Genomic DNA, 18,890 nt, shown 5'->3' on the forward strand with positions numbered 1-18,890 from the left:
TGTAGGGCCCCGCCGGCAGCATCCATGCCAGACAGGGAGGATGAACGATGGAAAGAGGTTGACAGATCCACCAGAGCACCAATCCCGCGGGGGTGGTCGTCGAACGACAACCGGCAGAAGCCCCTTTCGATGGGACGCTCGACCTTCCCGGGCGACGCCGTCGCACGGATCTACAAGCCGTCCCGCGCGGCGACGACTTCCGGCACGGCCCGCACGCGCGGCTGGCGTCTCGTTTTCGAGCGGCGCACCGCGCCCTTTGTCGAGCCGCTAATGGGCTACACCGGGAGCCGCGATACGCTGACCCAGGTCGAGTTGAACTTCCCGACGCTGGAGTCGGCCGTTCGCTACGCCGAGCGACAGGGGTTGTCCTATGTCGTTCAGAATGCGACGGAGCAGGCTGATGATGGGGCGACCAGGCCTGCCAAGCCCGGAAGGTCGACCTACGGCTTTTCCAACATGACACTCGACCGGCTCGGACTTGGCGCGCTTCAGGAGAGCTACGGGTGCGCCCTCGACGGCGCTGCAAACCGCAACGATCCATCCGGTCCGGAAAGCTGGACGTCGCCGATGGGCGTGGCCCGCGATCCGAAGCTGACGCTGGAGGCCAAGCGCTCGATCCTGATGAACTGGGCTTGGACGGAGTATCTGATCGATCTGGCGACCAATGAGGGCATGCCTGAAAACGACCGCCCCTCGCGCCTCGACGAGGTCCAGCAGGCGCTGCTCGCGCTCGAACGGGAGGTTGCGGCTGACCAAGCCAATTCAGGCATGCGCAAGGCGGCATGAGGTGTGCCTACGAGCGGGTCTGGAGCAAGTTCCGGGCCCGCTTTTTCAACCCCGCGGGCGTAGCCCCGCAGACAGGAGTGACAACACCAGGTCAGGGAGGCAAACAATGCTCGCTCTCACATCGAACCTCCGCGTCGTCGCCGTTGCGATGGGGGCCATTTTCTTCAGCCTCGCTCCCGTTGCTGCGCAAACGGCGGCACCGGCTGAAGCATCCAGCCTGCCGACGCTTGCGCCCATGCTGGAGCGCGTCACACCGGCCGTCGTCAATATCGCGGTCGTTTCCAAAGCCCCCAAGGAAGACAATCCGCTTTACAGCGACCCTAATTACCGGCGCTTCTTCGGGCCGGAGCAGCTGCCGCAGGCCAGGATGAGCGCCGGCTCTGGCGTGATCGTCGATCCGGCGAAGGGCTATGTCCTGACCAACAATCACGTCGCTGGGGACGGCAGCGAAATCTCGGTCACCCTCAAGGACGGCCGGCAATTCCCGGCGAAGCTGATCGGCAGCGACAAGGACACCGATATCGCGCTGCTTCAGATTGACGCTAAAAACCTCACGGCGATACAGACAGGCGATTCAGACGCCCTGAAGGTCGGCGACTATGTCGTGGCAATTGGCAATCCCTTCGGTCTCGGCCAGACCGTGACCTCCGGCATCGTCAGCGCGCTTGGCCGCAGTGGACTCAACATCGAGGGTTACGAGGATTTCATCCAGACCGACGCCTCGATCAATCCGGGCAATTCCGGCGGCGCCCTGGTTACTCTGGACGGCAAGCTGATCGGCATCAACACGGCTATCCTCAGTCCAGCCGGCGGCAATGTCGGCATCGGCTTCGCCGTGCCGAGTAACATGGTTGTTTCCGTGATGAAGCAGTTGATCGCCCACGGCGAGGTGCGGCGCGGAAAGGTGGGGATCGGCATCCAGGATTTGACGCCGGACCTCGCAAAGGCGCTGCAACTCGGAGACCTCCGCGGCGCGGTGATCGCCAATGTCGAACCCGGCTCGTCGGCAGAGAAGGCTGGATTGCAGGTCGGCGATGTCGTCACCGCGATCGACGGACATCCCGTGCAAGGCACGACCGACCTCAGAAACCGGATCGGCCTCACCCCTGCCGGAAGCACTGTCAAATTTGCCGTCAAACGCGCTAATGGCGAAGTCACAATCGACGTGACGATCGCTGCACAGGAAAGCGCGTCGGAGACGCTGGCAGGCACCCTCCTGCAGGGCGCCAAGATGAGTGACGCTTCGGCCGAGGAAGCCCAGCGGGCAGGCGCGGACGGGGTCGTCATCGAGAGCATCGAACCCGCTAGCCCGGCGGCGAGAGCGGGGTTGCGGACCGGCGACATGATCGTGGCGGTCAACCGCAAGCCGGTCTCTTCCGTGTCCGATTTGCGCAGTGCGATCGCTGGCCAGCGCGCAATACTGGCCTTGGAGCTGGTCCGTGACGGGGGGCGTCTTCTGCTGGTTGTGCGATAAACTCCGGAGCCCGCTCGACCTTCCCTCGAGAGCGGGCTCTTCCAATTTCTGGCCGTCGGGATGTTCGCTGCCTACATCACCGAGCATGGGGTGATGACGGACGGCGAGTCCCTTCGACCAACGCTCTCGCCATCAAGCGCGTTGGGAACCGGCAAGTAGGCGTTCGCCATCAGCGATCCCCCGCTAACGGAACGCTTGACGCCGTTCTCCTGCTCGATTCCCCTGATCGAGCGCAGCGATCATGTCGAAGGCAACCAAAAGAACGGCCCACCCCTGATGCCATGCAGGAGCGGGCCTGCGGAGGATAGGGGCTCCGCGCGGCAGCGCACGGCAAACAGCGGAGGGCATAGTGCCGCCGGGCCCCAAACTTACCCGAATGCGAGGTGTTCCTCGGCGTCGGAACATTTTCTTTGTGATCCGGTTTCTCGGGCAGGACCGCCCCCGTTTGAGGTCGCATGGCGTAGCGTGTGCTCGCCAACTTCACCTGGCCGGTCATGTCTCAGGCAGCACACATCATCGCGAAGACGCTCGGCACAGGCCGCCGGGCAGCGTTGGGAACGTCGTGCCGGCTATCCGCGCCATGATTGCTGCACCGGGCTTCCCGGGCTCTCGCTTGACGCCCAGCGGTTCGAGTCGCATTCCCAGCATGTAGTCTAGGCAGCGGCGGCGGCAAATAGCTTCTTCGTCACGCGATTGCGAATGGCGCCTTAGTTCGAGTATGCGATGGAATCCTTGTTTTTTACGGGGGCGGGCGCATGCTTACCGCCTCTTTCTCGACCGCCACGAAATGATTGGCGCCTCATCCTTTTCTACTCGCCGAGCTGCGCCCCGCATCAGACCTTGACGGCAGACCAGGCCAGGCAGCCCGCGGCGACCGGCGTTGTGCTGACGAGAACGGCTCCTTCCGCGTGAAGCGTTATGAGGCCGGCCCAAGAGACCTCGTCGACCACCCAGATTGTCCCACCTTTATCTGTCGATTTTAGGTTCGTCCGCGCCTCGAGTACGGCTCGCATCATTTGGGCCGGGCTTAGACCTTCCCGGAAGACGACGATCGTGTGGGTTGCACCCTCGAAGCGCTGGCCTGCGCCCGCAGTCAGCCCAGCTAGCATGGCAACGCTCATCAAAGCAGCCGCCGCGCCCCGTGCTGGTCCTCCCCGATTGGGCATCAGGAGAACGAGCACCAAAGGCAAGATGCCAAAAATAACCAGCCATCCGATGTCCCATGCCAGGGGCACTTCGCTCGCCATCCTGATCCGGTGAAGGCCGAGCAGCCAATGAATGATGACCGCGTCAACGATGTGCCAGATGCCGAACCCGGCCAAGGCGAGCCGTAGAATTTCGCTCGTCGTGCCGGGGCGCGCGCCAGATGCACGAGCCGCCACGAGCAACACCGTGCCCAAAATGCACAACAGATACATGAGCAGGTGAAAGAGGCCGTCCGCCAGAATTTGGAAGCGCAAGTCTGATCCTGCCGGTTCGCGAAGGCCGGACAGGAGGTGGTGCCACTGCAGGATCTGATGCAGAACGATGCCGTCGAAAAAGCCGGCCAGCGCAAAGCCAACGAGCAGCCACCCGACAACGGCCTTCCGATTGATTGCTGGCCAGTTCAAGCGCATGACTGGCGCCCTACCTCAAAGTGGCCGGACGAGGGGTGACCGGCAACCTCGGTCTGAGGTCGTCGACTGGCGCAGCCGGAATGTCTTCGGTGAGCCCGTGGACGCCATAGCTCGCCTCAATCCAGAACGCACAGATTAGGCCTCCGACCACAGCCAGGAGTACTAGCACTGCCGCAATAGTTTCGAGCATCAGACGTCGCTCCCTGTTCAGCCCGTTTGCCCGAACATCCCGGGGTTGGAGTTGTTCCCTTGGCTTGGAGATTACGGCTGATCATCAGGAACAATACCGTCAATGCGAGGTTGGGACGCGCTTGCCTGCTCAAAGGAGATCACTATGCCAGCCTCATCGGCGAAAGCCGATACTCCGGCTCCGGCGCACAAGCCGGCAGGAGTCACCCGATGGGTGTTCTCAACTAATCACAAGGACATCGGGACACTTTATCTGATTTTCGCGATCCTTGCGGGCATCATTGGCATACTCCTGTCAGTCGCTATGCGCATCGAACTTCAGGAACCGGGTATACAGATCTTTCCTGGCTTGGCCTCGTTTGTATACGGCCTCGAGGGTGCCACGGCCATTGATGCAGGCAAGCAGCTCTACAACGTATTCACGACAGCACACGCCCTTATCATGATCTTCTTCGCGGTGATGCCCGGTCTGATCGGCGGCTTTGCCAACTGGATGATACCGCTCATGATCGGGGCTCCTGATATGGCTTTCCCGCGGATGAACAACATTTCTTTCTGGCTGCTGCCGCCTGCCTTCATTTTGCTCTTGATGTCGCTGTTCATGCCCAGCGTACCAGGAGGCTATGGTGCAGGAACGGGATGGTTCCTCTACCCAACGCTGTCGACGTCGGGCCATCCTGGGCCTGCCGTTGACCTGGTCATTCTGTCGCTGCACATTGCCGGGGCCTCATCCATCCTCGGGGCGATCAATTTCATCACCACGATCTTCAACATGCGTGCGCCCGGCATGACGCTCCACAAGATGCCTCTCTTCGCGTGGTCGGTTCTGATTACAGCATTCCTTCTTCTCCTCGCGCTCCCCGTTCTGGCAGGCGCGATCACGATGTTGCTGACCGACCGGAACTTCGGCACTGCCTTCTTCCTCCCGGACCAGGGCGGCAATTTGCTCCTCTACCAGCATCTTTTCTGGTTCTTCGGTCATCCGGAAGTCTACATCATGATCCTCCCGGCATTCGGCATTGTGAGCCAGGTAATATCCACCTTTTCGCGCAAACCGATCTTCGGCTATCTCGGCATGGTCTATGCGATCGTGGCGATCGGCGCGATAGGGTTTGTCGTCTGGGCGCACCACATGTACACCAGCGGCATTGGCCTGGACACGCAGCGCTATTTTACCTTCGCGACAATGGTGATTGCGGTGCCGACAGGTATTAAGGTCTTCTCCTGGATCGCCACGATGTGGGGCGGATCGATTCGCCTGCAAACGCCCATGCTCTGGGCGTTGGGATTCATTTTTCTGTTCACAATCGGTGGGGTAACAGGCGTTCAGCTGGCCAATGCTGCGCTCGACCGTGAATTGCACGACACTTACTTCGTCGTCGCGCATTTCCACTACATACTCTCACTGGGAGCTCTCTTTGGGATCTTCGCGGGCTGGTATTACTGGTTCCCGAAGATGACCGGGTATATGTATAACACTCTACTGGCGGGAGTGCATTTCTGGACGACTTTTGTCGGCGTCAATCTGGTCTTCTTCCCGCATCACTTTCTAGGTTTGGCGGGCATGCCGCGCCGCTACATAGACTATCCCGATGCATTTGCAGGCTGGAATATGGTCTCTTCCTATGGGGCCTACATATCTGCCGCGAGCGTACTGTTCTTCCTGGCCGGAGTGGTCGACGCCTTCTACAGACGAAGGGAGGCCGGCGATAATCCTTGGGGTCCGGGAGCCACGACCCTGGAGTGGATGTTGCCTTCGCCACCGCCGTTCCATCAATGGGACAGGCTCCCGATCATTAAATAGCCCGGGTCGGCGATTTCGGCGCCCATGCGTGACGATCCCTGCAGCCAATGCCCTGGCTCTCGTGGCCCTCAATCAGCATCCAACACGACGGGGTTGGTGTTGGCCCGGGAGAGTACCGGGCCCCTAGCGAGCCGTTCCTGATCCCCGGTCGGGCTCGCGGATAATTCATCGCCATGCACGAACTTGATAGCCAAACAGAACGACCAGCGCCAAGGAACATTTCTGATCCAAGGATGTTCGGGGAACCCCAACCCTGGAGAAACCTCATGTTCATGCACAATAAGCGACTGCAATACACCGTCCGTGTGTCGGAGCCGAATCCGAAACTGGCATGCATGATAATGGAGCAGTTCGGCGGAGCCGATGGCGAGTTGGCCGCCGCTATGCGCTATTTCGTCCAAGGGCTGGGCGAGGATGATGTCGGTCGAAAAGACATGTTGCTCGACATCGCAACCGAAGAACTAAGCCACCTCGAGGTGGTCGGGTCAATTGTCACAATGCTGAACAAGGGACTCAAGGCACACCTTGCCGAGGGACAGATGAAGGAAGCTGAGCTGTATTTGATGGTTGGCGCCAGCGGCACAACGGCCAAGGAGTCAATCCTGTTTGGCGGCGGACCCGCATTGTGCGACTCGGCCGGAGTGCCTTGGACCGCCGCCTATATCGATTCTCGCGGCGAACCAACGGTGGACCTGCGCTCCAACATCGCGGCCGAAGCTCGTGCCAAGATCGTGTACGAGCGACTGATCAACATCACCGATGATCCCGGCGTCAAGGATGCCCTCGGTTTTCTGATGACGCGCGAAGTCGCCCACCAGAAGTCCTTCGAGAAAGCGCTGTACGCGATAGAGAACAACTTCCCGACGGGCAAACTCCCGGGCATCGAGAAGTATGCCAGCATGTACGTCAACACCTCGCAGGGCGAAGGAGACGCCACGGGACCATGGAACTCGGGAGGCGAATGGGACCGCATCGACAATCTCGAAGAGGTGATGCCCGCCGACGGGGGCGACGGGATGGCGACTGTCAAGCTAAATGCCAAGGACAAGAAGGTCGCGGCCAATCTGGCGGAGCGGACACTCTCGGACCCGGCTTCCGATCCGATGACCGGCGCCGATCTTGGAGCAGGACCGGGGGCGGGCCGCACCAAGAACGGTGACATGGGCGGCGCCGCCAACATCCAGGAGGCGCCGGCGCAGGCAGCGGCCGCTACTCGCAAAACCAGGTAGTCTCTGCAGGTTTGGGCGCCCTCAAGACAGTATTCGCGTGCGCAAAGCGAAACTACCTGTCGCGACCGAACACGGCGGTTCCCTGCGCCGTCGGGGCGACGACTCTGAGACAAAGTGACAAGGCAACGCGGCCTAATGACAATTCAAATACCCCTCTCCAAGATCGATCGCGCCGGACGTGAGGACCGCGGCGATGGGGCCTGGAGTATCGCGCCCGATCTTGCCTACCTTCGCCTTTCGATCGTGAATGCGGTGTTCTTTGGTATGCCCGGCCCCGCGACTCCAGTTGGGTGCTGATTGATACCGGTCTGCCAACCTCTCGAGGCGCCATTGTCGCGGTCGCGGAGGCGCGTTTCGGCAAAAACGCCTGACCGGCGGCAATCCTCCTGACGCATGGTCACTTCGACCACGTGGGAACGGTCGTTGAACTGTCGCGGATGTGGGGGGCTCCGGTCTATGCGCACACGCTCGAACATCCCTATCTGAACGGAACAGCGTCCTACCCCCGCCTGACCCGTGGGCGGGCGGAGGTCTGATGGCGTTGCTCTCACCGCTTTTCCCATGCGGGCCGGTCGATCTCGGGGACCGTTTGAACGCGCTCCCTGACGATGGCTCGGTTCCGGGAATGCCAGATTGGCAGTGGCTCCACACTCCAGGGCACGCGCCGGGACATATTTCCCTTTGGCGCAAGACGGACCGCTCACTGATCGTAGGTGATGCGTTCATCACAACCGGGCAGGAGTCCGCCTATGAGGTAGCGACGCAGCAGCGAGCCCGCAACCGCGAAAAATGGTAGGGTTTATCGCGAGCGATAGAAAACCTGTCCGTCGGAGCGGGCAACAATTGTTGTACAGCACTGTCCTTCGAGTATTCGCGCTGTCGGCTGAAAGGATGCGTCGCCAGGTGGTGCTCGCGCTACCGTCCTAACGGCTTGTGAGACAGCTCAATCAACTGCCGCTCATCGGTGACGCCGGCCATGTAGCTGGCAACTATCCGCAAAGCGCGGCGCTCTCGCTCCGCGGCAGTTTCCTTTGCCACCGAACCGCGCTCGAGAATCTGGCAAAGAAATTCAACATCGACAGGTGTGAACGCGCCTTTCGCCAGTCTTGCTGAAGCCATGGCCTTCTCCTCCTCCCAAGCGGGCCGCCCGACCACGCCGGGCAGGCGGTGCCTTCGACACGACGGCACCTTGGAAGCAGAGGGGCCGCCGGGCTCCGAACCTGCGATCCTAAAAGCTGTTCCTTCGTTATCAGCAAAAATCATTCCAAGAGGTCGGACTCGGCCATGGCGTTGGGCCACGTTGGGGGCCACAGAACATGCACTATTTTCCTCGGAGCCCGAACCATTGACACATGTGTAAGGGCCTATCGCAACGCAGTTTGCTGACTCTATCGTCCCTCGCGATCCGACGACCATCGACCCACACCCCCGGCCCGTTGGGCGGTCGTCTTTTCGGGCTGGGAAGCCGACACAAAGGCGTCAACGGACCAGACTCCATCGGCGGCCCAGGGTCTTGAGGCGCAATAAACTTGGGGAACAAAGAGCCATGCTCACGCACGGGAACATTGGGGCCCGATAGAGGTTGGGGCTTATGTCGATCAGCTCAGTGTTGCCAGCTTCTTGCTCTGACCTGATTATTCGCAAGCTCCAGATCATCTCTGATCTTGCCTCAGCCGATATTGCTACTTTGAGAGATATCGCGGTTCAGGAGCGCGACTACCGGGCAGGAGACGATATCGTGCGCGAGGGCGACCGACCCTCTCATTCCTTCGCTGTTCTGGACGGCCTGGTGTCATCTGCGAAGTTCACCGGCGAGGGGAAGCGGCAGATCACATCGATCTTTGTTCCGGGAGACCTCCCGGATCTCCACGGAATTCATCTTTCGGTTATGGATTGCACCTTCGCGCCACTAACGCCGGCCCGAGTGGGGTTCATGCGCCACGATGCGCTGCGTGCCATCTGCACCAAACACCCGTCCATCGCCAACGTGTTCTGGCGCTCAACGCTGATCGATGCAGCGATATATAGAGAGTGGGTCACCAATGTCGGAAGGCGGGAGGCCTATGTTCGCATGGCTCACCTCCTGTGTGAGCTCATCGTCCGTCTCCATGCAGTCGGCCAAATTCAGGACCACGTGGCGGAATTTCCGGTCAGCCAGGCCGTGCTTGGCGACGCACTGGGTCTGTCCACCGTTCACGTCAACCGAGTGCTTCAGGAACTTCGCCGCGATGGCCTGATATCCACCTCGGGCTCAAGGCTCAAAGTTGTCGACTGGAATGAACTCGTGCGTGCAGGGGACTTTTACACCACCTACCTGCACGAAAAGAACGTGACGCCGCTATGAGTCCCCGCGAGGGGATTGACCGAGGTGCTAAGCATCTCGAGAGCATGGTGATCTTTGCGACGGAGAGCTGCCTCGAGGGGCTTATGGATTCGGTAGTCTACCTGGTTTCCCGTGAGAGCGCGGGCAACTTGACCGGCCGACCTTGGGGGCTAACGATCTACGTCCCCCAGTACTATGTCCAGAGAGCCCAGGATGGCGGTAACGTCAGCCAGCATATGGCCGCGGCAAAGCAGATCCATAGCCTGAAGATGCGCGAAGCTCGGGGCTCTCAGCTTGCACCGGTAAGGTTTGTTAGTCCCGTCAGATACCAGGTAGACGCCGAACTCTCCTTTCGGAGCTTCCACAGCAGCATACACTTCTCCGGTCGGGACCCGAAATCCCTCGGTGTAGAGCTTGAAATGGTGTATCAGCGCCTCCATCGACCGCTTCATGGCCGCACGTTTCGGCGGCACGATCTTACCGTCCGCGTTGGAAACCGGACCCGGCCCTTCTTTAGCCAGCAGATCCACGCACTGGCGCATTATCCTCGCTGACTGACGCATCTCCTCCATGCGCACGAGGTATCGATCGTAGCAGTCGCCGTTCTTACCAATCGGAATATCGAAATCCATTTCGGAATAGCACTCGTAGGGCTGGGCCTTGCGCAGGTCCCAAGCAGCACCGGAGCCACGCACCATTACCCCGGAGAACCCCCAACCCCAAGCATCCGATTCCGAAATCTGCCCGATATCCACGTTGCGGAGCTTGAAGATCCGATTGTCCGTCAGCAGCCTGTCTAGGTCATCCACTGATTTCAGAAACGGATCGATCCACTTGCCGATATCCGAGATAAGCTCGTCGGGCAGATCCTGGTGTACGCCGCCTGGTCGGAAAAAAGCTGCATGCATCCGTGAGCCGCTTGCGCGCTCATAGAAGACCATCAGCTTCTCGCGCTCGATGAAGCCCCAGAGCGGCGGCGTAAGCGCCCCGACATCCATGGCTTGGGTGGTGACGTTGAGCAGATGCGAAAGGATGCGCGAAATTTCGCTATACAGGACCCGGATCAGTTGCCCACGCCTCGGCACCGTCAAACCCGTGAGCTTCTCGATCGCCAGACACCAGGCATGTTCCTGGTTCATCGGCGCCACGTAGTCGAGCCGGTCGAAATACGGCAGGGCCTGCAGGTAGGTCTTCGTCTCAATCAGCTTTTCGGTGCCACGATGAAGCAGTCCGATATGCGGATCAACCCGGTCGACTACTTCGCCGTCGAGCTCCAGCACTAGCCGCAGCACACCGTGAGCGGCCGGGTGCTGAGGGCCGAAATTGATATTGAAGCTTCGGACGGAATTCTCTGCCAAGCGGCCGTTCCTCAGCGCGGGAACGCACCCAACTGGGAGGCGAACCGGATGTTCCACCCACGCATTGCGTCACCAAGCAAATTCCGACTGCATTGCATTGTGCACGCGTTCCTCCTGCAATTGGTTGTGTGCCGGCTATAGACGCGGGGGCGAGCGGGAACAAATAGGCTGTCACTTGGTTCCGGCTGCACGCAAACAAGGACTGCCCATGGACAGAGCGTCCCACATCAGCGAAGAAGCCGGCACGTCGCGTGCCGCTCCCGACCTTAGTCGGCTGCTGTTCGAACCAAACCTACGAGTCCATGGCCTGATAGACCAGACCGTCGTTTCGAATGTTCTCCATGACCTGAAAGCGGTTCGTGACGGCGGGAATGATCTGTACGTTGAAATTGATACGCCTGACGGCGACGCAGATGGCGCCCGACGAATTGCCCTAGAGATCAAGCTGTTCCTGAAACACTCTGGCCGCAACGGCTTCGTCCTTGGCAAGAACACGGTCTATTCTGCCGGGATCACCGTCCTCGCAGCTTTCCCGAAGAGTTCCCGGTTTTTATGTCCGCGGGCAGTCTTGCTGGTCCACGAACGTCGGCTCGAAAAGGAACTGGTCCTGAATGGGCCAATCCGCAGTTGCCTCCAGATCGTCCGGGAACAACTTGCCTTGCTGCAGACTGCTGAGCGGCTCGAAAACGAAGGCTTTGAGGATCTTGTGGAGGGTTCGAAGATATCTCTGGAGCAGCTTCGTGATCACGCCTTAAACAACTGCTACCTGATGGCCGAAAGAGCATTGGAGTTGGGTCTTGTTGCGGACATCGCCCGATAGAATTAGGCCTCTGAACGGACTTGTCCGGCTTTGCCTTTGCCGGCCGAATAAAAACGGACGACGGCCATGACTGATAACGCAGACTTGGTAGCGCGAAGCGGCGGATGCCTTTGCGGTGCCGTGAGTGACGTTGTCACCGGCGAGCCCTTGTACGTCGGTTTGTGCCATTGCCAGGGACTGCAAGCGAACCAGCGGCACCGCGTACAGCGTGTTTGCTTCGCCTAGCTCAAGCCGATCGCGATACGCCCGCAACTTAGACGCGGCGAATAGGTTCTCAAGCCTTCTCTAATGGAACCTACCGACGGATAGTGGGTTCGGTCTCGCGGCGCGCGTTGCCAGGCGAGGCGCCGTTTGGGGATCTGTGCTGCATTCCCCGGAGCCCGTTCGGCCTCCCAGGCGAGCGGGCTCTTGCCGTCCGGGGTTGGCAAGGAGAACCAGCAAACGGGACGGCTGAATCCTGCTATGATCCGCCTGCAATCCCGCCGCGAAACCCCGTTGGAAATGGCGCAGCGCCACGTTCGGTAGCGCACGGAACGCGTAGCGCGCCAGCGGGCGTTGATCGCCAGAATGGAAGTGCGTGGCCAACCCATAGGTGAAGCCGAACACCTGTTGCGGGAGTTTGAGGCGGCCCAACGCCAACACACCGAACACCTGAGGCGTCTCCGCGATAGCTAGCCGCCGTATGGAACCTTTCGCCCGGATCCGGATTCACGGCCAGAGGGACCCTCCATGGCCGAGAGCAAGAAAGAGCGCGACGAACGCATTCAGGCGGTGAAGGGATTTTCGAGTGCGGTTTCTCATGCGCGAAACCGGTATCACCGAGGCCCAGGCGCGCGAGCTCATCGACCTGATCGGCAACGACGCGAACTCTCGACTTCGAGAGGCGCGTCTTCTGGCGAGAAAGATAGACGCGCGACAACGCTAAGGCTCAAACCCATGTGCAACGACTACGAGCAGCATATCGCTTGGGCCGAATACTGCCGCATCATGGAGTCGCTCGCCTTGCAGATCTCCAGCCATCAGAGTGAACTTGAGCTGCCGCAAGCTGACATCCGCATCAACGACCCGGCTCCGGTAATGCGCGCTGCCGGCGATGCAATCGAGCTAGCCTCGATGACATTCGGCTTCCCGCCCTCCGGTCCAAAGGGCGGGCCGGTGTTCAATTTTCGGTCGGAGGGGCGACAGTTCGCAAACAGCAGGCGCTGTCTTGTGCCGGTATCGGCCTTCTTCGAGTTCACCGGAACGAAGTACCCGAAGGCGAAGCACCGGTTCACGTCGACGGCGCCCCGTTCATGGCGATCGCGGGGCTCTGGCGCGAAGCGGCCGGCAACAAGCCGCCCACCTTCACCATGCTGACGACGGATCCCAGTCCCGACATTGCGCCCGTCAGGTCGTGGTCCTTGAGCCGGAGAACTGGTCCGCCTGGCTCAACCTGACGGAATCGGAGGGCGATCTGTTGCGACCGCTTCCAGCCGGGTCTTTGTCAGTTGAGACGGTTCGAGACTGAAGAGGCTGAACAGCCCGGCTGGTCATGCATCATGGCATGACTCCCCCAAGCACGAACATTTCCAGCATGCGGCATCGTCGGCCAGTGTCATCAATCCAACAACGTCGAGGTTGCGAGCTGGTCCTTCCCAGCTCGGGCTCACTTGAGCGAATTTGTAGACTGTCCAGTCGGCTTGGTTGTCACGCGGATCCACAGCACATTCCTGGCACCAATCATGAACCGCCCGACCCGTGACCGCAATAGCTGCTTTCGACGGTGTTTCTGCAACCGCAACTTAGTGGGATGTGACCACGTGACCGGACATTACTTCAACCATGTAGCTCTGCATGCAGCACTCGCTCCAACAGGACTTTCCAACTTGGCGCGGCCGGCCTTCTTCCGAACTGGCGGAATCCGGCGGCCGATGCATACTGTCGCGGAACTTGAAAACTTCGGCCGCCATCATTTTTGGCGGGCCCGCGTCATGTGCCTGCGTCCATAGGTTACGGGGGGAGTGCCTCAATTACGCTCCCCGTCCTACAGTGAACCGTCACTCTCGATACGGCACGTGGGTGCCCGGATCGTGATTGTACTGAGGCTCGCCGCCAGTGACTACCGGTTGGCAAAGCCCTCAGGGCGTTATGCTGGTGCCGGCGATGATCTCAGATCTCACTTCGGGGAGGTGCAGGACGAAGGGGCAAAACGGGTTCTAGCTCAATTAGGCACCTAACGTCTTTCGAGGAACAAATCGCATCAGCAGAGGTTCGGCTCGACCAACTACGGAGAAGAGCAATGTCTGAGTCGCGCGAATGGCTGATCCAATGGCTGAGGGATGCCCACGCCATGGAAGAACAAGCCGAAACGATGCTATCCGGCCAATTGAACCGGATCGAGAGCTACCCCGAACTCAGCGATAGAATCCGCATCCACCTGGAAGAGACAAGGGAACAGGCCAAGCGGTTGAAGACCTGCCTGGACGGCCTTGACGAGGGCTCTTCCATGCTGAAGGACGCAGGCGGCAAGCTGACCGCGACGGCGCAGTCGCTCAGCGGCGTATTTGCTGGCGACGAGGTCATGAAGGGGTCCCTGGCCAGCTACACCTTCGAGCACATGGAAATCGCATCTTACACCATCCTCATCGCCGCCGCGAATGCAGAGGGCGAAGCCGAGATCGCCCGCGTCTGTGAGCAGAATCTGCGGGAAGAGGAAGCGATGGCTGAGTGGTTGAAGAGCAACCTGTCACAAGTTACGGAAAAATTCCTAACGCGGGCAGAAGCCGATCGCGACAGTGCGAAACGCTGAGTGGACGGCGGTCAGGGACGCGAAAGCTGTTCGACCGCCAGCATCGAGCACAATCGGCATCCGACCGGGAGCTCGAGAAGGAACCTAAGCTGCTATGAGCACGCGTGGGAAAAATTTCCTCGATAAATGGATGGCGGAGCATGTGCCAAATGCGACGACCGACGATCCGCTCGCAATCATCTATCTGTCCGACGCGGCCATGGAAGCTGCAGGGCGCGAAGGCATCTCGCCCGAGGAGATTGAGGATGTCGGTAGCCTGTTGAGGGTGATCCTTACAGCCATGCAACACCGGAGGGGCGGTTTGGCCGACTGAGACCAAGAGGTGCCCGAGAACTGCGATCGGCATCAGAGATCTGCCGGCGCTCCGATCGGTTCGGCCCTGACGCTCCCGCACGGAGTAGGATCTGCAGCTGAAGATGAAATGCACGATGTGCGGCGGCAAGCCGATCACGCTGACCTATTCGCCCGACACCAGCCCGAAAGACCCTCCCCGCAAAGGACGTAGCCGGCCACCAAAAATGGAACCGCCGGACTTCTCCTGACCCTCAAATTTGAATGCGGGCTGGTCTGGCGCAGATCACGATAGGGTATGCCGCATTATCGGTTCGAAGTCGTTTGGAATGGGGAGAGCCTTGGAGACGCCTGGGTGGACCTGGCCACCATCAGCGATGCGCGGAAGGAAGCGCTAAGGGCGCTACACGACATTGCGGGCGAGGAAACGGTGGTCGCCGAGCAGGACCGCAGGCTAGTCGTGTCGGTACAGGACGAAGCTGGCTTGAGTGTCTATTCCGCAACTCTGACGCTGTCGCAGTCGCACTGATGTCTCTCAGAGCAGCAAGTGACGTTTCGCAGCGGTCAATCCAATCTAATCGACTCGTGCCCGACTTTTTCGGGGTGTATTGTCTTGCGGGTGTGGCGTCTCGGGGTAGAGGGTGAACGAATGTGTGAGAGCCTTCATAGTGCTGTCCCGCTCAGGAACGTGCATGCTGGCGTACGGCATAATTGAGCCTGCCGAAATCAACATTCTAGCGAAGGCAGTGAGCGACTACTGCTCAAGTCACAAGATCGAAAGCGTTGATGAGCGCGAGAACGTCGCGCTCAAGGTGATGAGCCTTTTCGGACGCGGGATAACCGATGCTGACCAGCTGTTGGAAGAACTTGAGAAGAACCTAAAGCGAGCCCGCAATGCGACGCCGGGAGAGCCTACTGGAAAAGGCAGAGCGCCACGTCCGCGAGGGCGAGGCGATAATCGCTCGCCAGCGTGAACTCATCGACAAGCTGGTCGAGACGGTCACCCGATAGACGAGGCGCAAGAATTCTTGCGCAAGTTCATGCGGGTGCAGGCCGAGCACGTCGCCCACTGGGAGCGCTTGCTGGAAGAGACCTGGACGCGCTCTTCGAGCCCGCCGCGGGCCTACGAATGAACGTGGCAGGCTTCGGCCCGTCGCCACTCGGAGAGAGGGCTAAGGTCTTTTGGTATTTCGTGGGAACAGAACCGACATCGTGTATGTTAACCATTATCGTCGGCAACTACCAAAGGACGCCGGCGGCTGAGAGACAGCGACCTAGCGCTCCCGTCTGCATCAAGACCGGAGCGAGTCATGTCCGACCATTCCGTCAAGTATTTTTCACGCGCGCGCCTATCCGCGGATGACGTTAGGCTGATTGCTGAAGCGAGGAAGGCGATTGACCGCTCCCAGCAGAGATTGCGGGACACCAGGCCATTGACCGACCCCCACCGGCTAAGCCCGCATCTGACCCGGAACTTTGTGTCCATCGCCGAGACGGGGCACGAATGGCGCGTCATTGTCGAGGAGGCCGGTATAGGCACCGTCATTCGTTCCTTCAGGCATCGCCTGCCGGCCTTCAACTTTGCCCAATGTCAGGTGATGCGGCTTGGTCTCGACAAGATCAGCTCGGTCCACGGTGTCAGCGATGCGTCTTGCATTGCTGTTGGTCCCGAGGGGAACGTAAGACCTGTCCCCCGCCGTTCCAGCTCATGACGCTCGCTGATGACATTGAGATGGTGCGAGGGCACGTCAGGCTCGGCAGACGGCACCTTGCCCTGCAGCGGGAACGGATAGCCAAACTACAACGCCTCGAACTGCCAGCTGCCAAGGCGATTGAATTCCTCGAACTCGTTGAAAGCATGCAGGAGCTTCACGAACTGCACTTGTCGCGCTTGCTGGAAAAGGCAGCGGGGCACGATGCAGCCTAGATATCGGGGGCCCGGCCTGCGAGGGTATCGAGGGGACCATGGGCGCACAGGCCGAGCCTTTGCCCCGTTGGCAGAGGGGCAGGTCTGGATTGTACGCCACCGTTCGGCGACTGACATCAGAACCTTAGGCGTAACTAATAAAAGCCCGCCGCAGCTAATGAGCGTAAGCGACGGGCCTTAGGTTGCCACTGAGACGGCTACATTCCCGAAGGAACCGACCGACTTCTTGTTAATCACTGACCCGTGAATTCGTTCCACAATGGGACGCCTGGAGCCCTGACGGACCTGTGCGGGGTCTTTTGATGCCGAATAACTTGGCGCGAAGCCGGTAGATCAACGGCCGCACATGGGGCCCGATGAAAATGATCGACCTCGCGCTCTCCCGGCCCGATTTCGGCAATCGGCGGGCACAGACCTGGCATCCTCGTCACGGCCGTAGCTTTCTGGCCTGGCGCCCCAGGGCTTTGCGGTTGTTGCCGTGCTGTCGGATCAGTTCCCTGACTGCTCCCGGCGAAATCCGGTGTCGCTTTGCGAAGTATTCAACCTCGTAATCTTGATCCGCTGAGACTCGGTTGCCGTCACTGCCGCCGTATTTGGTCTTGTCGTCTTCCATTGGGGCATTCCTCCTGCCCGAAACACACCGGATCACAAACAAGATGTTCCGGCTGCGGAACACTTTGCGTTCGACCAAGTTGGGTTGCGGCGGCGCGCATCCTCCCAACCCCTATGCAAAGCCGCCGGGCGGAATCTCCGCTCTCCGCAGGCCCGCTCCTGCTCCCATCCGGGGGCGGGCCGTTCTGGCCGCTCCCTTAGAGCGCTAACGCTTTCGGCTGTTCCGCATACCAACCGCAACACTCGCATTGATTCAATATGCACAAGCTGCGCCAAGCGGCCCTGCAGGATTTTCGGTGAAGAACAGGAGGTCACCGCCATAACCCGCTAGTCTCGGGTCGGCGATCGATCTGCGAAGGGGCGCACACACAGCTTTGAGGGAAGATGGACTGGCTTCGGCCGGCGGGCTTTTTTCGTGAGCAGCTGTCTAGTTTCGGTTCAGCCATTGGGTCGTCATCCGTTCAAAAACCCCGTCCCGTAAAAGCAGAAGATGAACGAGCGCAGCACCAATGTGCACTAGCGTTGCTCCGCAAAACGCCCAAAAGAGCGCACTGTGCAGAGCCAGCAGCCGGGCAGTTCCAAGCCACGGAATTTTCGGAGCGAACGGGATCGGCCAATACCCGAAAAGCTTGGGTGTCGACATGAACGGCATGGGCTGATGGCCGAGCCAGCCTGTGGCGATCAACGCGATCAGAATGGCATACAATGCGAGGTGGACAGCCACCGCGGCCGGGCGCTGAGGTTGGGGTGCCTGCGTCACCAACCTAAAAGCCATCCTGCAAAGGCATAGGGCAAAAAGTGCGAGGCCAAGGGACATGTGGGTTGGCATCCATCGCATCGCAACGGCGCCGCGCTCATTCATCGGCCCTAGGGTGATGACGATTTCCCAAACCAATAGCCCGACCGTCAACCAATGCAAAAGCCGCAGGGGCCAAGCCCAAGCAGCTGCCCGGGGATCCTCATTGTTGCTGCTTGTGCTTCGCAAGCCAGTCCTTCAGTTCGGCAATTTCCTTGGTCTGAGCGTCAATGACCTTTCGGGCCATCTTTTTCGTCCAGGCGTTCTTCCCGTGCGCCAGTTCGGCCTTGGCCATGTCGATCGCGCCTTGATGATGAGGGATCATTCCACAGACGAAAGCGATATCAATGTCCTTCGCCATCATGCCGGTCATCATATCGCTCTGCATCGCGCCCATACCGGCCATCATGTCCTTGTGAGCCGCGTCCATTTCCTCGAACTGCATCCCGCCACCTTGGTGGCTCATGTCCATAGCCGCCCCTGTTTTTTTACAAGCTTCAGGCAGCCCGTCCTCCTGCGCCATCGCGGCAATTGTAAGACTGCCGAGTGCAAGGGTGGCTAGGGCAAGACGTTTGAAAGCCATTGGCGTTCTCCTACAAGCTGATGCGCGCGCAGTTTGGACAATGGAAGGTAGGTCGTCCAAACGTATCGTCAACGCGCATATCCTGCGTCGCCAGGCTAGTTCGGCCTGGTTTCCGGGGCGACCAGCGGCCGACGCATGCTCCAGCTTGCCTCCATGACATTCGGCTTTCCCCCTGTCCGGTACAAAAGGCGGCCGGTGTTCAATCTCCGGTCTGAGGGGCGACACTTCGCAAACAGCAGGCGCTGTCTTGTGCCGGCATCGGCCTTCTTCGAGCTCACCGGAACGAAGTACCCG

General features: G+C 59.9%; 18 protein-coding genes and 2 pseudogenes. 14 read left to right on the forward strand and 6 right to left on the reverse strand.

Annotation, left to right across the window (positions count from 1 at the left end):
• The first annotated feature begins 24 nt into the window (after positions 1 to 24).
• Entirely contained in the window at positions 25 to 786 is a 762-nt protein-coding gene (locus tag EOA79_RS05560) for an ETC complex I subunit (RefSeq protein ID WP_206522066.1), read from the forward strand.
• A 106-nt stretch (positions 787 to 892) separates the two neighbouring features.
• Positions 893 to 2,260: a DegQ family serine endoprotease gene (locus EOA79_RS05565; protein ID WP_127239601.1), complete on the forward strand. Its 1,368-nt coding sequence runs from the start codon at positions 893 to 895 to the stop codon at positions 2,258 to 2,260.
• 833 nt (positions 2,261 to 3,093) lie between these two features.
• On the opposite strand, the gene EOA79_RS05570 is transcribed toward EOA79_RS05565, so the two are convergent.
• A complete protein-coding gene (locus EOA79_RS05570) occupies positions 3,094 to 3,876 on the reverse strand; it encodes a DUF2243 domain-containing protein (protein ID WP_127325730.1) in 783 nt (260 codons plus the stop codon).
• Positions 3,877 to 4,210: 334 nt separating this feature from the next.
• Here EOA79_RS05570 and ctaD point away from each other — a divergent pair, with 334 nt between their 5' ends.
• The 3 genes and pseudogenes from ctaD to EOA79_RS05585 form a co-directional block, all read left to right on the forward strand.
• Positions 4,211 to 5,869 carry a cytochrome c oxidase subunit I gene (ctaD, locus tag EOA79_RS05575; RefSeq protein WP_127334678.1) on the forward strand — a complete coding sequence of 553 codons (1,659 nt, stop codon included), beginning with the start codon at positions 4,211 to 4,213 and terminating at the stop codon, positions 5,867 to 5,869.
• A gap of 266 nt (positions 5,870 to 6,135) precedes the next feature.
• Entirely contained in the window at positions 6,136 to 7,098 is a 963-nt protein-coding gene (locus tag EOA79_RS05580; protein WP_095825929.1) for a manganese catalase family protein, read from the forward strand.
• Positions 7,099 to 7,233: 135 nt separating this feature from the next.
• A pseudogene (locus tag EOA79_RS05585) lies at positions 7,234 to 7,867 on the forward strand (MBL fold metallo-hydrolase); the annotation flags it as partial.
• Between the two features lie 146 nt (positions 7,868 to 8,013).
• Here EOA79_RS05585 and EOA79_RS05590 read toward each other — a convergent pair.
• The gene (locus EOA79_RS05590; RefSeq protein ID WP_245479139.1) at positions 8,014 to 8,217 is read right to left on the reverse strand and encodes a hypothetical protein; all 204 of its coding nucleotides are present in this window, start codon (positions 8,215 to 8,217) and stop codon (positions 8,014 to 8,016) included.
• A 472-nt stretch (positions 8,218 to 8,689) separates the two neighbouring features.
• On the opposite strand from EOA79_RS05590, the gene EOA79_RS05595 reads away from it, so the two are divergent.
• Positions 8,690 to 9,442 (forward strand): Crp/Fnr family transcriptional regulator, encoded by a 753-nt coding sequence (locus EOA79_RS05595; protein ID WP_164746644.1) that lies wholly within the window; start codon positions 8,690 to 8,692, stop codon positions 9,440 to 9,442.
• Positions 9,443 to 9,591: 149 nt separating this feature from the next.
• On the opposite strand, the gene EOA79_RS05600 is transcribed toward EOA79_RS05595, so the two are convergent.
• Complete coding sequence (locus EOA79_RS05600; RefSeq protein WP_095825930.1) at positions 9,592 to 10,779, reverse strand: NADH-quinone oxidoreductase subunit D; 1,188 nt, start codon at positions 10,777 to 10,779, stop codon at positions 9,592 to 9,594.
• A gap of 208 nt (positions 10,780 to 10,987) precedes the next feature.
• Here EOA79_RS05600 and EOA79_RS05605 point away from each other — a divergent pair, with 208 nt between their 5' ends.
• From EOA79_RS05605 to EOA79_RS05635, 8 genes and pseudogenes are all read left to right on the forward strand, one after another.
• A complete protein-coding gene (locus EOA79_RS05605) occupies positions 10,988 to 11,599 on the forward strand; it encodes an ATP-dependent Clp protease proteolytic subunit (protein ID WP_127334679.1) in 612 nt (203 codons plus the stop codon).
• Between the two features lie 936 nt (positions 11,600 to 12,535).
• Positions 12,536 to 13,106, forward strand: a pseudogene (locus EOA79_RS05610) (SOS response-associated peptidase family protein).
• 771 nt (positions 13,107 to 13,877) lie between these two features.
• Entirely contained in the window at positions 13,878 to 14,387 is a 510-nt protein-coding gene (locus EOA79_RS05615; RefSeq protein WP_095802953.1) for a DUF892 family protein, read from the forward strand.
• Between the two features lie 94 nt (positions 14,388 to 14,481).
• On the forward strand, positions 14,482 to 14,700 hold the full coding sequence (locus EOA79_RS05620; RefSeq protein ID WP_127213878.1) for a DUF768 domain-containing protein: 219 nt from the start codon (positions 14,482 to 14,484) through the stop codon (positions 14,698 to 14,700).
• Between the two features lie 333 nt (positions 14,701 to 15,033).
• On the forward strand, positions 15,034 to 15,207 hold the full coding sequence (locus EOA79_RS32665) for a hypothetical protein (protein ID WP_164746643.1): 174 nt from the start codon (positions 15,034 to 15,036) through the stop codon (positions 15,205 to 15,207).
• 163 nt (positions 15,208 to 15,370) lie between these two features.
• The gene (locus EOA79_RS05625) at positions 15,371 to 15,652 is read left to right on the forward strand and encodes a hypothetical protein (RefSeq protein WP_127334680.1); all 282 of its coding nucleotides are present in this window, start codon (positions 15,371 to 15,373) and stop codon (positions 15,650 to 15,652) included.
• A 336-nt stretch (positions 15,653 to 15,988) separates the two neighbouring features.
• Complete coding sequence (locus EOA79_RS05630; RefSeq protein ID WP_127324606.1) at positions 15,989 to 16,390, forward strand: hypothetical protein; 402 nt, start codon at positions 15,989 to 15,991, stop codon at positions 16,388 to 16,390.
• On the forward strand, positions 16,387 to 16,605 hold the full coding sequence (locus tag EOA79_RS05635) for a hypothetical protein (protein WP_095802949.1): 219 nt from the start codon (positions 16,387 to 16,389) through the stop codon (positions 16,603 to 16,605). The genes EOA79_RS05630 and EOA79_RS05635 overlap by 4 nt, the downstream gene beginning before the upstream one ends.
• A 427-nt stretch (positions 16,606 to 17,032) precedes the next feature.
• On the opposite strand, the gene EOA79_RS05640 is transcribed toward EOA79_RS05635, so the two are convergent.
• The 3 genes from EOA79_RS05640 to EOA79_RS05650 form a co-directional block, all read right to left on the reverse strand.
• Entirely contained in the window at positions 17,033 to 17,218 is a 186-nt protein-coding gene (locus EOA79_RS05640; RefSeq protein ID WP_127213874.1) for a DUF3606 domain-containing protein, read from the reverse strand.
• A gap of 426 nt (positions 17,219 to 17,644) precedes the next feature.
• Positions 17,645 to 18,202, reverse strand: coding sequence for a cytochrome b/b6 domain-containing protein (locus tag EOA79_RS05645; RefSeq protein ID WP_127213873.1), 558 nt, complete (start codon positions 18,200 to 18,202; stop codon positions 17,645 to 17,647).
• Positions 18,177 to 18,596 carry a DUF305 domain-containing protein gene (locus EOA79_RS05650; RefSeq protein ID WP_127213872.1) on the reverse strand — a complete coding sequence of 140 codons (420 nt, stop codon included), beginning with the start codon at positions 18,594 to 18,596 and terminating at the stop codon, positions 18,177 to 18,179. The genes EOA79_RS05645 and EOA79_RS05650 overlap by 26 nt, the downstream gene beginning before the upstream one ends.
• Between the last annotated feature and the right edge of the window lie 294 nt (positions 18,597 to 18,890).

The organism is Mesorhizobium sp. M1A.F.Ca.IN.020.03.2.1 (assembly GCF_004023205.1).
In the GTDB taxonomy this organism is placed as follows: Bacteria; Pseudomonadota; Alphaproteobacteria; order Rhizobiales; family Rhizobiaceae; genus Mesorhizobium.